The following is a 14,787-nucleotide window of genomic DNA, read 5'->3' on the forward strand; positions in this document are numbered from 1 at the left end:
CACACCCTCTCTTTCGTCCGGCAGCGACAGATGGGTAAAAGCGCCAGGCTCATGCCGCCCCCGCCCCCCGCCGGCCGGTGGCGGCATGAGCGGGGAATGGCTGGGCTACGTGGCCGCCACCCTGACCACGCTGGCCTTCGTGCCGCAGGCCCTCAAGATCCTGCGCAGCCGCGACGCCCGCTCGATCTCGCTGGGCATGTACGTGGTGTTCGCCACCGGGGTGTGCTTCTGGCTGGCCTACGGCCTGTACCTGGGCTCCTGGCCGATGATCCTGTCCAACCTGGTGACCCTGGCGCTGGCGCTGATGATCCTGGCGCTCAAGCTGCGCCACGGCTGAGGCCGGCCGCCGCCGGCAGCTGCCAGGCCAGCCAGGCGGCGAAGGCCAGGCGCTGGGCGATGCCGGCGCCGACCCAGCCGCTGCCGAGGAAGCCGCAGGCCAGCACCAGCGCGCCGGCGGCCAGGCTGGCCAGTGCCAGGCGGCGCGCTCCGGGGGCGTTCCACAGCCCGCCGCCCAGCAGCCCCGCCCCGACCGGGAAGGCCAGCGCCCACAGCAGCCAGGCGGTGGCGTGCCAGCGGCTGCCGCCGCCGTCCAGCCGGTCCAGGTCCAGCGGCAGCAGGCCCTGGGCGACGAAACCCAGTGCCGCCAGCAGCACCAGCCAGCCGCCGATCCCCGCCGCCTTCGGGGTGGTGGCGGCCGGCAGGCCGTCGCGCAGCCGCAGCGCCACCCAGACGCCGGCCAGCCCCGGCAGGACAAAGGCGAACAGGTTGAACGGGGCCCCCAGCAGCTGGTGCGCGCCGAGCAGCGCCAGCGGGTGCCGCAGGTGGGAGTAGCCGTCCACCGCCAGGCCGCCGGCCACTCCGGCCAGGGCCCAGCTGGCGAACGCGGCCAGCGGCACCGCCACGGCCCGGCGCGCGCTCACGGCGCCCCCTTCCGCAGGGGCGCACGGCGCGGTGGCACGGAGGACGGACGGATGGAACGGCCAGGTGCGATCATCCGCACATCGTCACGTTGCGGCGGTTAAACTGCAACGTTCCCGCGCCGCGCGTGCCGCGGCGCCTTGCAAGGCGCCGCCGCCGGCACCATCTGCAACGCATCCCTCCACTTCATGGAGCCCGCCATGGCCCCGCTGCCCCACGTCGTCGATGTCACCACCGCCACCTTCGAGACCGAGGTCCTGCAGAAGTCGCTGCAGGTGCCGGTGCTGGTCGATTTCTGGGCCACCTGGTGCGGCCCGTGCAAGACCCTGGGGCCGATCCTGGAGAAACTGGCCGGCGAATACGGCGGCGCCTTCGTCCTGGCCAAGGTGGACGTGGACCAGGAGCGGCAGATCGCCGCGGCCTTCCAGATCCGCTCGGTGCCGACCGTGTTCCTGCTGATCGGCGGCCAGCCGGTGGACGCCCTCCAGGGCGCGCTGCCGGAAGGCCAGCTGCGCCAGTTCCTGCAGCACCACGGCATCGAGCCGCTGGGCGAAGCCCCGGCCGAGGCGGAGGCCGTGCCGCCGGACCCGCAGGCCGAGGTGGCGCGCCTGCGCCAGGCGGTGGCGGCCGAGCCGGACAAGGACGAGCTGAAGCTGGAGCTGGCCCTGGCCCTGCTGCGCACCGGCGAGGTGGCCGAGGCCGAGCGCCTGCTCGACGGCCTGCCGGCCAACCTGGCGGCCGACGACCGCGCGGTGCGCGCCCGCGCCCGCCTGGGCTTCGCGGCCCTGCTGAAGGACGCCCCCGCACCGGCGGCGCTGGAGCAGGCCCTGGCCGCCGATCCGGGCGACCTGCGCGCGCGCCACCTGCTGGCCGTGCCCCACCTGGTCGGCGGCGATGCCGCCGCCGGTCTGGAGCACCTGCTGGAGCTGCTGCGCCGCAACCGCGACTGGGAGGACGGCCTGCCGCGCAAGGCGCTGATCGACGCCTTCCGCATCGTCGAGGACGAGGACCTGGTCGGCCAGTACCGGCGGAAGATGGCTTCGCTGCTGTTCTGATCCCCCGCCGGCGCGTCCCGGGACGCGCCGGCTCCTACATGCCGCGAAAGCGGTGCAGGAACGGCGCGCTGACCGGCAGCGTTTCCGGGGGGTTGCGCAGGCGCAGGCCGTAGCGGCCCAGCTCGTTGCGGACCAGCCGGTCGATCGCCGCCACCCGCACCACGGCGCCGCGGTGCACCTGCCAGAACACGTCCGGATCCAGCCCGGCGACGATCTCCTTCAGCGGCGTGCGGATCACCGCGTCGCCCGTGGCGGTGGCCACGCGCACGTACTTGTCCTGCGCCTGGAAGAACAGCACCTCGTCGATGCCGATCATGCGCACGCTGTCGCCGACGCTGGCGGTGATCCAGCGGATCAGGCGCTCGCCGCGCGGGCGCAGCCGCGCCTCCAGCTCCTCCAGCAGCGCCTGCAGGTCCGGCGCCGCGGCACCGGCCCGCCGCTCCTCCAGGCGCTGGCGCAGGCGCGCCACCGCCTGGGCCAGGCGTTCGGACTGCACCGGCTTGAGCAGGTAGTCGGCCGCGCCGGCCTCGAAGGCGTGCACCGCGTAGTCGTCGTAGGCGGTGGTGAACACCACCAGGCCGCCGTGCGCGACCACCTCGCGGGCCACGTCCAGGCCGCCGACCCCGGGCATGCGGATGTCCAGGAACGCCACCTGCGGGCGCTGCGCGCGCGCCGCCTCCAGCGCGGCCACGCCGTCCTCGCACACCGCGCACAGCGAAAGCTCCGGCCACAGCTGGCCCAGCTGCTCGACCAGAGCGCGGCGCTGCGGCGCCTCGTCCTCGGCCACCAGTGCGGTGACCCGGCTCATGCCGGCACCCCCGCCAGTGCCGCCACCGGCACCTCGATCCATGCCACCACCCCGCCGCCGGCGCGCGGTTCCAGGTGCAGCGAGGCTCCGGCGCCGAAGCGGTGCGCCAGCTGTTCGCGCACGTTGGCCAGCCCCATGCCGCCGCCCAGGCCCGGCTGCAGCCCGGCACCATCGTCCATCACCGCCACGCGCAACCTTCCATTCTCTCCGCTTGCCCGCACCTCGACCCGGCCCGGCCCCGGGCGCGGCTCGATGCCGTGCTTGATCGCATTCTCCACCAGGGTGATCAGCAGCGACGGCGGAAACGGCAGCGCGCGCAGCGCCTCCTCCGCCTCCACCACGAACGACAGACGACCGCCCATGCGCACCCGCATCAGCTCCAGGTAGCGCGCGCACAGGTCCAGCTGCTGGCCCAGGGTCGACAGCAGGCGGTGGTCGCCGCGCAGGCGCGGGATGGCCGCACGCAGGAAGGCCACCAGCGCATCCAGCGTCGCCTCGGCCTGGGCCGGGTCCTGGCGCACGAGCGCGCGGACCGAGGCCAGGGTGTTGAACAGGAAGTGCGGCTCCACCTGCGCCTGCAGCACGCCCAGGCGCAGGTCGGCCTCGTGCACGCGCGCGGCCAGCGCCTCCAGCTCGCGGGCATGGCGGTGCTCCTCCCAGCGGCGGCGCTCGCTGAAGTACGCGCGCAGGGCCAGGCCGCCGCCGAACAGGCCGTAGACGACCAGCAGCGCGAGGATGTTCAGCGCCACCGTGACCGCGCCCAGCACCGGCCCCAGATCCGGTGGCCGGGGCTCGGCGCCACCGTGCAGGCCGGGCAGGTGCGGCTTGACCAGGGCGTCGATGTGGCCCGAGGTGATGTGGTCCACGCCCAGGCTCAGCACCACGCCCGCCAGCACCGCCAGCACCACGCCGACCCGCTCGCGCGGCTCGGGCCAGCCGCGGTGACGCACCCAGGTGGCCAGTGCCGGCCCCAGCGTGGCCATCAGGCTGAAGGCCAAGAACTGCACCAGGGCCACGTGCACGCCCAGGCCCGCGTCGCGGAAGACCAGCCCGATGCCGGCGCCGAGGAAGGCGGCCACCACCGCGATCACACCGCAGAACAGCCGGCTGCGTCCGGCCAGCCAGCGCAGGCTGAAGACCGGGTACTGGCGGTAGCGGCTCCACACCGTGTTGCCGCCGACCAGCACCTCCGGCGGCAGGCTGCGCCCGAGGGAATATCCGGGACAGGCGCCCATGCGCGTCCTCCGCGGCCCGTCCCCGCTCACTGCCGCCGCCCGCGCAGCACGTTGCCGTGCTGGTGCAGCTCCAGCGAGGCCACCTCGCCGGACCGGTCGCGCAGGAAGCGGATCTCGATGCCGAACACCGGTGCCTCGAAGTGGTCCCTGGCCACCGCCCGCAGCGGGAACGCGCCCTGTCCGGTGGCCTGCGCCACCAGCTGCCCGCCCTCCTCGCGCACGGTCAGGCTGAAGCCGGGCAGCAGCGGGTAGGTGCCGGCGTACCCGGGCATGTCTTCCGCCGACGGAAGTTCCAGGTCCGCCCGCACCACCGGGATCTCGCCCCCTCCCTGCAGCCAGGTCAGCCCCCAGCTGCCATCGGCGCGGCGGTGCGGACGCAGCAGGGCGTCGAACTGCAGCGGGTAGAAGTCGCCGGCGCTGTCGTAGCCCAGTTCGAATTCGCCCTGCCCCTCGACATCGGCGAACAGCTTCCCGTCACGCTGGCGCAGGCGCATCGGCGCCACCCCCTCCAGCCGGTACTCACCCTCCAGCGCCTGCAGCAGGGCGGGCTCGGGCGCGACCTCACGGCGCGGCCCACCCAGCGGCAGCGACGCATCGACCAGATGGTTGGCCAGACTGCCCAGGCCGCCCAGCGAGGTCCAGGCGGTGTCGGACAGCACCACGACGCCGCGCTGCCGCTGCGGGTCCAGCGCCACGAACGAGGAGAAGCCGCCGGTGCCGCCCTCGTGCACCAGCACGTTGCGTCCCGGCACCGGCGCGATGATCCAGTTCATCCCCATCGGCGGCGTCTGCGAGACCGGCTCGCGGGTCATGGCCATGGCCCGCGCGATCGGCGCCCCGCTCCGGCCCAGCCCGGCCTGTACGTAACGGACCATGCCCTCCAGCGTGGCGCGCACGCCGCCCACACCAGCCAGGTCGGCGGCGAAGCGCCACGGCGGGGCCGGCTGGCGGGTGGGCGTATGGCCGGTGGCCGGACGCACGCCCCGTGGTGGCCGGTCGATGTAGGCGTGGTCCATGCCCAGCGGGGCGAACAGGCGCTCGCGCAGCAGGGTCTCGAAGTCCACGCCGGCACGGCGTGCCACCGCGTACGACAGCAGCATCGAGGCGAAGTTGGAGTACGCGAAGCGGGTGCCCGGGGCGGCCTCCAGCTCCACGTCGGCCAGCGAGGCCAGCAGCGCCTCCGCGTCGAGGCCGGCGTACGGATCGTCCATGCGCGCCTCGTCCAGCCGCGGGGGCAGCCGTGGCAGGCCGGAGGTGTGGGTGACCACGTGGCGCAGCAGGATCGGCTGGCCCTGGTAGTCCGGCACCCGGGTGCCCTCCGGCAGCCACGAGGCCAGGGTGTCGTCCAGCGATCCCCTGCCCTGCAGGATCAGGTCGGCCAACAGCGTGGCGGTCATGGTCTTGCTGACCGAGCCGATCTCGAAGGCCGCGTCCGGACCGATGCGGCCGGCGTCGGCCGGATCGGCGCACTGGAAGGTGCGCGCGACATGGTCCTTCTCCACCACGGCGACCGCCATGCAGGCGCCCGTGCGGTCGCCCTCCAGGCGCTGGCGGACGATCCCGGCCAGGTCGGCATCGGACATCGCCCACGCATGGCCGGTGGCGAGCTCCTTTGCTCGGGGATGGACACATGCTGCCGCCCCGCGGCCCCGCCGTGCATACACGCGACGGATGCCGCCGGCCGGGCGACGGAAGCCCGCCTGACGGGAGCGGATCAGTCGGCCAGCAGGCGCGCCACCGCGCGGCGGTAGCGGGCGGCGATGGCCTCGCGCGCGTGATGGTGTCCGCCGGCCACCACCTGCCGGCCGGCCACGTACACCTCGTCCACGACGTTGACGTTGCCGGCGAACAGCCAGCGCTCGGCCACGTCGGCCTCGCGCGCGCCGGCGAACAGCGGCGCGGCGGCGTCCAGCACGATCCAGTCCGCGGCCATGCCCGGCGCCAGCTGGCCGACCGGCTGGCCGGTGGCGTTGGCGCCGCTGGCNTACACGCCGCGCAGCAGGGTCCGGCCGACGCCGGGGCTGTCCGCGGCCACGGCGACGTTGCGGCGCAGGCCGTGCAGGCGCTGGCCGTACTCCAGCCAGCGCAGTCCCTCCACCGGGCTGACCGAGACATGCGAGTCCGAGCCGATGCCCCAGGCCCCGCCCGCGTCCAGGTAGTCGCGCAGCGGGAACAGGCCGTCGCCGAGGTTGGCCTCGGTGGTCGGGCACAGCGCCACGGTGGCGCCGCTGCGGGCCAGTGCCCGCGTTTCCTCCCTGTCCAGGTGGGTGGCATGGACCAGGGTCCAGCGCCGGTCCACCGGGGCATGGTCCAGCAGCCAGCGCACCGGGCGGACACCGTGCACCGCCAGGCAGTCCTCGACCTCGGCCACCTGCTCGGCGATGTGGATGTGCAGCGGCAGGTCCGGCGGCAGCGCCTCCAGCGCCGCGGCCAGCGCCTCGGGTGGCACCGCGCGCAGGCTGTGGAAGGCCACGCCCACGCGCAGCAGGGGATCGCCCGCCTCCTCCGCGCGCAGCGTCTCCACCAGGTGCAGGAAGGCGTCCAGGTCGTGGCCGAAGCGGCGCTGGCGCTCGGCCAGCGGGCGGCGGTCGAAGCCGCCGGACATGTACAGCACCGGCAGCAGGGTCAGGCGGATGCCGGCCTGCCGCGCGGCGGCCAGCAGCGCGCGCGACATCGCCGCCGGGTCGGCATAGGGCCGGCCGTCGGGCGCGTGGTGCAGGTAGTGGAACTCGCACACCGTGGTGTAGCCGGCCTCCAGCATCTCGGCATACAGCTGCGCGGCCACCGCCTGCAGGCTGTCCGGATCGAAGCGCGCGGCGATCCGGTACATGGTCTCGCGCCAGGTCCAGAACGAATCGCGCGGATCGGTCTGGCACTCGGCCAGGCCGGCCATGGCGCGCTGGAAGGCGTGCGAATGCAGGTTGGGAACACCGGGCAGGACGATGCCCCGCGCGGTGCCGGAGAAGCCGGCGATGCGGCCGTCCTCCGCCACGGGTACGGTCCGCGGACGCCAGCCCTGCGGCGTCCACGCCAGCGCCAGATCGTGTCCAATGTCCATGCCGGCATTCTCGCCGGAATCCCGCGCCGCTGGCGACGCACCCGTACGCGCGCGGCCGCCCCGTAGAATGCGGGCATGGACGACGCATCCGCACCCTGGGACGGCCTGCTGCTGCACGCGCACCTGGTCACCCTGGCCGGCGAGGCCGGCTGGGGCGTGGTCGAGGACGGCGCGCTGGGCTGGCGCGGCGGCCGCCTGTGCTTCGCCGGCCCGCGCGCGGCCCTGCCCGGCGACCCGGCGCAACTGGCCCGCACGGTGCACGACGCCGGCGGCCGCTGGGTCACGCCCGGCCTGGTGGACTGCCACACCCACCTGGTGTTCGGCGGCGATCGCGCCGGCGAGTTCGAGCAGCGCCTGCAGGGCGCCAGCTACGAGCAGATCGCCCGCGCCGGCGGCGGCATCGTCAGCACCGTGCGCGCCACCCGCCAGGCCGATGCCGCAGCGCTGCTGGCGCAGTCGCTGCCGCGCGCCCGCGCCCTGCTCGCCGACGGCGTGACCACCGTGGAGATCAAGTCCGGCTACGGCCTGGAGCTGGAGAGCGAGCGGCGCATGCTGCAGGTGGCCCGGCGCATCGGCCGGGAACTGGGCATCACCGTGCGCACCACCTTCCTCGGCGCGCACGCGCTGCCGCCCGAATACGCCGGCCGCGCCGACGCCTACGTGGAGGCGGTGTGCGACTGGCTGCCGAGGCTGCACGCCGAAGGGCTGGTGGATGCGGTGGACGCCTTCTGCGAGCGCATCGGCTTCACCGCCGCGCAGACCCGGCGCGTGTTCGAGGCCGCGCGCGCCCTCGGCCTGCCGGTGAAGCTGCACGCCGACCAGCTCAGCGACGGCGGCGGCGCGGCGCTGGTGGCGGAGTTCGGCGGCCTGTCGGCCGACCACGTCGAATACAGCAGCGAGGCGGGCGTGGCCGCCATGGCCCGCACCGGCACCGTGGCGGTGCTGCTGCCCGGTGCCTTCCACGTGCTGCGCGAGACCCGGCTGCCGCCGCTGCAGGCCTTCCGCGCCCACGGCGTGCCGATGGCCGTGGCCACCGACTGCAACCCGGGCACCTCGCCGCTGCTGTCGCTGCGCCTGGCCATGGCCCTGGCCTGCACGTACTTCCGCCTGACCCCGGAGGAGGCGCTGCGCGGGGCCACGGTGCATGCCGCACGGGCGCTGGGCCTGGACGACCGCGGCCGGCTGGCGCCGGGCCTGCGCGCGGACTTCGTGCTGTGGGACATCCGCCGCCCGGCCGAACTGGCCTACTGGCTCGGCGGGCCGCTGGCCGCGCAGGTCTGGGCCGGGGGGCGGCAGGTGCACGGCACCGCCTGACCGCCGCTTTTCCGCCCCCCGAAACGCGGAACGCGGCGCCAGGCGCCGCGTTCCGGAGGATTGGCGAACCGGCAGGGGCTCAGCCGGCCTTGGCCACCGTCTTCTTGGCCACGACCTTCTTGGCCGCCGCCTTCACCACGGTCTTCTTGGCCGCCGGAGCGGCGGCGCCGACGCCGGCGAGCTTGGCGCGACGCGGCCGGGCGTTGCCGTAGCTGCTGTTGAAGCGCTTGCCCTTGGCGGTCTTGCGGTCACCCTTGCCCATTCTTTCCTCTCCTCGAAATTCACAAAACGGCAGGCGCGCCGGAGCGCGACAGACCGTCAAGCCTAGCATGGCGGGCTCAATGGGCACAGCCCGCGTCGTGCACGTGGCCGTGGTTGAGGCGCAGGTTGATCACGTGCGCCACGCCCAGCAGGGTGCCGCCGAAGGTCATCGCCACCGCGTGGGGCACCGCCGCCTCGTGCAGCGGCGGATACAGCAGCCCGGCCCACAGCGCCACCAGCCCGGTGAGCAGCACACCCAGCGCGCGCAGCGCGCGGTGGCGGCGGTAGCCCCAGCCCAGGCTGGCCAGGCCCAGCACCGTCACCGAGAACACCAGGGCCCGTTCCAGATCGTCGTCGAACCACAGCGACAGGCCCAGCGACGGCACGCCAGCCAGCAGCAGCGGCGCCAGCGCGCAATGCACCGCGCACAGCAGGGAGCCGGCGGCACCGAAGCGGTCGAGCAGGTCGCGGGGAGACGGGGGCATGACTTCCGGGAGGGTGTTGACCGATATAGATACATTATAACATTCCCTTCCCGTTGTCATCCGGAGGTTGTCCCCGCAATGCATCCAGTCCCCCGCCCCGCCCGCCTGGCCGCCGCCGTCGCCCTGGCTTGCCTGGCCCTGCCGGCGGCCGCCCACGAACCCACCGAGCTTCCGGCCGTGCAGGTGACCGCCTCGCCGCTGCCGGGCGATGCCGAGTCCCAGGCGCGGCCGGTGGAAGTGCTGGAGGGCGCGGCGCTGGACCGGGCCCGCGCCGCCACCCTGGGCGAGACCGTGTCCGGCCTGCCCGGCGTGCAGAGCACCTATTTCGGCCCCGGCGTGGGCCGGCCGGTGCTGCGCGGCCTGGACGGCCCGCGCGTGCAGGTGCTGGCCAGCGGCATGGGCAGCCTGGACGCCTCCACCGTCAGCGCCGATCACGCCAGCGCCGTGGAGCCGTTCCTGGCGGACCAGATCGAGGTGCTGAAGGGCCCGGCCACGCTGCTGTTCGGCAGCGGCGCCATCGGCGGCGCGGTCAACGTGGTGGACGGGCGCATCGCCCGCGCGGTGCCGGAGCGGCCGCTGTCCGGACGGGCCGAGCTGCGCGGCAACACCGTCAACGGCGAGCGCACCGGCATGTTCCGCCTGGACGGCGTCAGCGGCGGCAACCTGGTGCTGCACGTGGACGGCCTGCTGCGCGACACCGGCGACTACGACATCCCGGGCCTGGCCCGGGCCCACGCGGGCCATGGTGACGACCATGAGCACGACCGCGGGGAGGAGGCGCGCGGCACCCTGCCCAACAGCGCGCAGCAGACCCGCGCCGGCGGCGTGGGCGCGACCTGGCTGGGCGGGCGCGGCTACCTCGGCCTGGCCGCCAGTACCTACCGCAGCGACTACGGCATCCCGCCCGGCGCCCACGTCCACGCCGGCGACGACCACGGCCATGACCATGACCACGACGACGATGCGCACGCCCACGGCGACGACCACGCGCCGCGGGTGCGCATCGACCTGGCCCAGGACCGGGTGGAACTGAAGGGCGGCGTGTACGCGCCGACGGCCTTCCTCGAGCGCGTGGACCTGCACGGCGCCTGGAGCGACTACGAGCATCTGGAGCTGGAGGACGGCTTGGCCGGCACGCGCTTCGCCAGCCGCGGCCACGACCTGCGCCTGCAGGCGGTGCAGCGGCCGCTGGCCGGCTGGCGCGGCGCCTTCGGCGTGCAGCAGGGCCGGGTGGACTTCGCCGCGGCCGGCGCCGAGGCCTTCGTGCCGTCCACGCTCACCGAGAACCTGGGCCTGTTCGTGCTGCAGGACCGCAGCTTCGGTCCGCTGAAGCTGGAGCTGGGCGCCCGCCACGACCGCGTCGAGGTCACCCCGGCGGGCGCGGCGCCGGCGCGCCGCTTCGGCGCCACCAACCTGTCGGCGGCGGCGATCTGGCGCTTGGCGCCGGCGCTGGACCTGCGCTTCGGCCTGGACCGCTCCGAGCGTGCGCCCACCCGCGAGGAGCTGTACGCCGCCGGCCTGCACGTGGCCACCGGCTCGATCGAGATCGGCGACGCCGGCCTGGACACCGAGCGCGCCCGCCGCGCCGAGCTGGGCCTGCACGCGCACGGCGAGCGCTTCGACCTGGAGCTGGCCGTGTACCGCAGCCGCTTCGACGACTTCATCCACCTGGCCGACACCGGCGTGGCCGAGCACGACGTGCCGGTGCGGCTGTGGACCCAGGCCGATGCCGTGTTCACCGGCGCCGAGGCCCAGGCGGTGCTGCACCTGGCCGACGACGCCAGCGGCACCTGGGACCTGCGCCTGTTCGGCGACGCGGTGCGCGGCCGCCTGGACGGCCACGGCAGCCGCCAGGCCGCATTCGCCGTGCCGCATGGCGACCACTTCCACCACCCCCAGGCCGAGCTGGCCAACCACGGCCACCTGCCGCGGACCGCGCCGGCGCGGCTGGGCGCCAGCCTGGCCTGGGAACGCGACGGCTGGCGCGCCGCGCTGGGCGCGGTGCGCCACATGCGCCAGGACGACGTGGCCGCGCACGAGGCGCCCAGTCCGGCCTACACCCTGGTGGATGCCCACCTGGCCTGGCGCCGGGAGCGCGGCGACGGCGGCACGGCGTGGGAGCTGTTCCTGGACGGCAGCAACCTCACCGACCGCGAGGCGCGGCCGCACACCTCGCTGCTGCGCCAGTACGCGCCGCTGCCCGGCCGGGCCGTGGCCTTCGGCGTGCGCCTCTGGTTCTGAGCAGGCCGCGCGGGGCCCGGCCGGACCGGCCCCGCGCGCCCCAAGGGACGTCCCGCCGCGCCGGCGGCGGTCGTTCGGCCGGTCAGCCGACCCGTGCGCAGCGCGCGCACAGGCCGTGCACTTCCAGGGTCTGCGCCTGCGGCTGGAAGCCCAGCGCCTTGGCGCGGGCGTCCAGCTGCGCCACCACCTCGCGGTCTTCCAGCTCGACCGCGCTGTGGCAGCGGTCGCAGATCAGGAACGGCACCGAATGCTGGGCGCTGTTGGGGTGGTGGCAGGCGACGAAGGCGTTGACCGACTCCAGCTTGTGTACGAAGCCGTTGGCCATCAGGAAGTCGAGCGCGCGGTACACCGTGGGCGGGGCGTCGGCACCGGCGCCCTTGCTCTCGCGCACCCGTTCCAGCAGCTCGTAGGCCTTGACCGGCTTGCCGGCGTCGGCGATCAGCCGCAGCACGCGCGAGCGGATCGGGGTCAGGCGCAGGCCGCGCTCGACGCAGGCGCGCTCCACCGCCTGGACGAACGCGTCGGCGTCGTCGACGTGGTGGTGCGGATCGGTGCAGGCGTGCCTGTGGCCCATGTTCCCTCCCGTGCGTTCAGCCCTGCGGAATCCTCTGGATGGCCGCGTCGATGCGCTTGAGGGCCTCCTCGCGGCCGGCCAGGTACACGGTCCAGGAGATGTCCGGACTGACCTGGGTGCCGGTCATGGCCACGCGCAGCGGCTGGGCCACCTTGCCCATGCCCAGCTCCAGCGAGGCCGCGACCTCCTGCAGCGCGGCCATGACCGCGTCGGCGTTCCACTCCGGCAGCGCCGCCAGCAGCTCGCGCGCCCTGGCCAGCGGCACTTCCGCACCGGGCTTGAGGTGCTTGGCCACCGCGGCCTCGTCGTAGGTCTCCAGTGGCGTGTACCAGACCACGGCCTTCTCGGCCATCTCCTTCAGGGTCTGCACGCGCTCGCGCAGCGCGACCACCACGTCCTCCGGCTTGGGCCCCCTGGACAGGTCCAGGCCCAGCTTCTCCAGCTGGTAGACCAGGTGCGGGGCGATCTCCGCCGGGTCGGTGTTCTTCAGGAAGTGCTGGTTGACCCAGCCCAGCTTGGCCATGTCCAGTCGCGAGGCCTTGGAGTTGCAGTCGCGCACGTCGAACAGCTCGACCAACTCCTGGCGGCTGAAGATCTCCTGGTCGCCATGCGACCAGCCCAGGCGCGCCAGGTAGCACAGCAGCGCGTCGGGCAGGTAGCCCATGTCCCTGTACTGCATCACGTCGGCCGCACCGGTGCGCTTGGACAGCTTGGCGCCGGCCTCGTCCAGGATCATCGGGATGTGGGCGAACCTCGGCACCGGCGCGCCGATGGCGTGGTACAGGTTGATCTGGCGCGGGGTGTTGTTGATGTGGTCGTCGCCGCGGATGACCTCGGTGATGCCCATGTCCCAGTCGTCCACCACCACCGCGAAGTTGTAGGTGGGGTAGCCGTCCGGGCGGAAGATCACCATGTCGTCCAGCTCGCTGTTGGCGATCTCGATGCGGCCCTTGATCAGGTCGTCGAAGGCGACCACGCCCCCGGTCGGGTTCTTGAAACGGATGACGCGGTTGGGGTCGTCACGGTACGGCAGGTTGAGGTCGCGCGCGGCGCCGTTGTAGCGCGGCTTCTCGCCGCGGGCCATGGCCGCCTCGCGCATGGCCTCCAGCTCCTCCCTGGTCTCGTAGGCGTAGTACGCCTTGCCCTCGGCCACCAGCCGCTCGGCCACCTCGCGGTAGCGTTCCAGGCGGTGGGTCTGGTAGATCGGGCCCTCGTCGTAGTCCAGGCCCAGCCAGTCCATGGCCTGCAGGATCGCGTCGATCGCCGCCTGGGTGCTGCGCTCGCGGTCGGTGTCCTCGATGCGCAGCACGAACTGCCCGCCGTGGTGGCGCGCCTCCAGCCAGCAGTACAGCGCGGTGCGGGCACCGCCGATGTGCAGGTAACCGGTGGGGCTGGGGGCGAAACGGGTACGGCAGGTCATGGGAAACTCGGAGGAAGGGATGCGCTGATTTTACCCCCTCCCCCGCCTCCCGGCCCGCCGCGCCGTCCCCGGGGCCGCGCCCGCCGCATGCTCCGGCCGCCGCCGGCTGCCGGGCGGCCGGCAGCGGCTAGAATCCGCGCATGACGACCCTGTTCGTGTCCGACCTGCACCTGGATCCCGCGCGCCCGGCGATCACGGATCTGTTCCTGGGCTTCCTGCGCGGCGAGGCGGCGCGGGCGCAGGCGCTGTACATCCTCGGCGACCTGTTCGAAAGCTGGGTCGGCGACGACGATCCCTCCGAGGCCGGTGTCGCGGTGGCCGCGGCGCTGCGCGGGCTGGCCGCCTCCGGCGTGCCGGTGTACTTCATGCGCGGCAACCGTGACTTCCTGGTCGGCCCGGCCTGGGCCGCGCGCGCCGGCCTGCGCATCCTGCCCGACCCGGCGGTGGTGTCGCTGCAGGGCGAGCCGGTGCTGCTGATGCACGGCGACCTGCTGTGCACCGACGACACCGCCTATCAGGCCTTCCGCGCGCAGACCCGCGACCCGGAATGGCAGCGCCGCTTCCTGGCCCAGCCGCTGGAAGCGCGCCTGGCCTTCGCCAACCAGGCGCGCCAGGCCAGCATGGCCCGCCAGCGCGAGCTCAAATCCGATCGCGCCGCCTTCGAGACCATCACCGACGTCACCCCGGCCACGGTGGAGACCTGCCTGGCCCGCTACGGCGTCTCCACCCTGATCCACGGCCACACCCACCGCCCGGCCGAGCACCTGCTCACGGTGGACGGGCGGCCCTGCCGCCGCATCGTGCTGGGCGACTGGTACGAGCAGGGCTCGGTGCTGCGGGTGGACGCGTCCGGAATGCGCCTGGAGCGGCTGTAGCCCGCCCTACTTCGCCGCCTCGGCGCAGCCGGCGTACCGGGCTCCGTCCAGCTGCAGCCGCGCCGTGTAGGCGTGCTCCAGGTCGGACATGCCGTCGCTGCACGCGCCGGCCCGGATGCGCAGGACCACCCCCGCGCCCTCGAACTGCAGGCCGTCCTCCAGCACCGTGGCGGTGCCGGCGTACGCGCGGCCCTCCATGTCCTCCGGCGCGGTGAACAGCAGGCGGCCACCCTCCACGTGCGCGCTCCAGAACGGCTCGTTGCCGAACGCGCGCCATGCTGGCGGCGGCGCCTGTTCCTGGCCGGGCGGGCGCTTGGCGGCCGCACCGGGGGCCGTGGGCGGCGGCGCGGCGCAGCCCCCCGGGGCCAGCAGGACCAGCAGGGCCAGGATCGGCGGCGCGGCGGGGACGGGGCGCATGGGGGGGCTCCGGCACGACGGGAACCGCCAGCATGGGCAAGGCGCGGGAGGGCGGTGGCAGTTGCCAGCGGCGGCGGCGGGGCCACTCACCCCCCGCGGTGGGGGGGAGGGGACCAGGCGGGGGGG

At 74.4% G+C, this 14,787-nt stretch carries 15 protein-coding genes; 5 read left to right on the forward strand and 10 right to left on the reverse strand.

The features are described from left to right. The first annotated feature begins 85 nt into the window (after positions 1–85). Positions 86–337 (forward strand): SemiSWEET transporter, encoded by a 252-nt coding sequence (locus CR938_RS11955; RefSeq protein WP_162125231.1) that lies wholly within the window; start codon positions 86–88, stop codon positions 335–337. Here CR938_RS11955 and CR938_RS11960 read toward each other — a convergent pair. Continuing rightward, positions 318–920, reverse strand: coding sequence for a DUF998 domain-containing protein (locus CR938_RS11960; protein ID WP_162125232.1), 603 nt, complete (start codon positions 918–920; stop codon positions 318–320). The two genes, CR938_RS11955 and CR938_RS11960, sit on opposite strands and share 20 nt — an antisense overlap. A gap of 198 nt (positions 921–1,118) precedes the next feature. On the opposite strand from CR938_RS11960, the gene trxA reads away from it, so the two are divergent. Further along, complete coding sequence (trxA, locus tag CR938_RS11965) at positions 1,119–1,973, forward strand: thioredoxin (RefSeq protein ID WP_162125233.1); 855 nt, start codon at positions 1,119–1,121, stop codon at positions 1,971–1,973. Positions 1,974–2,007: 34 nt separating this feature from the next. On the opposite strand, the gene CR938_RS11970 is transcribed toward trxA, so the two are convergent. From CR938_RS11970 to CR938_RS11985, 4 genes are all read right to left on the reverse strand, one after another. After that, positions 2,008–2,781, reverse strand: a complete 774-nt coding sequence (locus tag CR938_RS11970) for a LytR/AlgR family response regulator transcription factor (protein WP_162125234.1) — start codon at positions 2,779–2,781, stop codon at positions 2,008–2,010. Continuing rightward, entirely contained in the window at positions 2,778–4,016 is a 1,239-nt protein-coding gene (locus CR938_RS11975; RefSeq protein ID WP_162125235.1) for a sensor histidine kinase, read from the reverse strand. The genes CR938_RS11970 and CR938_RS11975 overlap by 4 nt, the downstream gene beginning before the upstream one ends. Positions 4,017–4,042: 26 nt before the next feature. Continuing rightward, positions 4,043–5,599, reverse strand: a complete 1,557-nt coding sequence (locus CR938_RS11980) for a serine hydrolase (protein WP_162125236.1) — start codon at positions 5,597–5,599, stop codon at positions 4,043–4,045. Positions 5,600–5,730: 131 nt separating this feature from the next. Beyond that, positions 5,731–7,074, reverse strand: coding sequence for a formimidoylglutamate deiminase (locus CR938_RS11985; protein ID WP_162125237.1), 1,344 nt, complete (start codon positions 7,072–7,074; stop codon positions 5,731–5,733). Between the two features lie 75 nt (positions 7,075–7,149). Here CR938_RS11985 and hutI point away from each other — a divergent pair, with 75 nt between their 5' ends. Then, positions 7,150–8,388, forward strand: a complete 1,239-nt coding sequence (hutI, locus tag CR938_RS11990; protein ID WP_162125238.1) for an imidazolonepropionase — start codon at positions 7,150–7,152, stop codon at positions 8,386–8,388. A gap of 79 nt (positions 8,389–8,467) precedes the next feature. Here hutI and CR938_RS11995 read toward each other — a convergent pair whose 3' ends face one another. Together CR938_RS11995 and CR938_RS12000 are read right to left on the reverse strand one after the other, a co-directional pair. Further along, positions 8,468–8,650 carry a 30S ribosomal protein THX gene (locus CR938_RS11995; protein ID WP_162125239.1) on the reverse strand — a complete coding sequence of 61 codons (183 nt, stop codon included), beginning with the start codon at positions 8,648–8,650 and terminating at the stop codon, positions 8,468–8,470. 76 nt (positions 8,651–8,726) lie between these two features. Then, a complete protein-coding gene (locus tag CR938_RS12000) occupies positions 8,727–9,134 on the reverse strand; it encodes a MerC domain-containing protein (protein WP_162125240.1) in 408 nt (135 codons plus the stop codon). Positions 9,135–9,212: 78 nt separating this feature from the next. On the opposite strand from CR938_RS12000, the gene CR938_RS12005 reads away from it, so the two are divergent. Beyond that, positions 9,213–11,375, forward strand: a complete 2,163-nt coding sequence (locus tag CR938_RS12005; RefSeq protein WP_162125241.1) for a TonB-dependent receptor — start codon at positions 9,213–9,215, stop codon at positions 11,373–11,375. Positions 11,376–11,457: 82 nt separating this feature from the next. Here CR938_RS12005 and CR938_RS12010 read toward each other — a convergent pair whose 3' ends face one another. Beyond that, positions 11,458–11,949 carry a transcriptional repressor gene (locus tag CR938_RS12010; protein WP_162125242.1) on the reverse strand — a complete coding sequence of 164 codons (492 nt, stop codon included), beginning with the start codon at positions 11,947–11,949 and terminating at the stop codon, positions 11,458–11,460. 16 nt (positions 11,950–11,965) lie between these two features. Further along, on the reverse strand, positions 11,966–13,369 hold the full coding sequence (gltX, locus tag CR938_RS12015; RefSeq protein ID WP_162125243.1) for a glutamate--tRNA ligase: 1,404 nt from the start codon (positions 13,367–13,369) through the stop codon (positions 11,966–11,968). A 140-nt stretch (positions 13,370–13,509) separates the two neighbouring features. Between gltX and lpxH the strand changes: the two genes are divergently transcribed. Continuing rightward, complete coding sequence (gene lpxH / locus CR938_RS12020) at positions 13,510–14,244, forward strand: UDP-2,3-diacylglucosamine diphosphatase (protein ID WP_162125244.1); 735 nt, start codon at positions 13,510–13,512, stop codon at positions 14,242–14,244. Between the two features lie 6 nt (positions 14,245–14,250). Here the strand turns inward: lpxH and CR938_RS12025 are convergent, their stop codons facing one another. Then, entirely contained in the window at positions 14,251–14,661 is a 411-nt protein-coding gene (locus CR938_RS12025; protein ID WP_162125245.1) for a COG3650 family protein, read from the reverse strand. Positions 14,662–14,787: the final 126 nt, after the last annotated feature.

It is taken from the genome of Pseudoxanthomonas taiwanensis (genome assembly GCF_010093135.1).
Lineage (GTDB): Bacteria > Pseudomonadota > Gammaproteobacteria > Xanthomonadales > Xanthomonadaceae > Pseudoxanthomonas > Pseudoxanthomonas taiwanensis.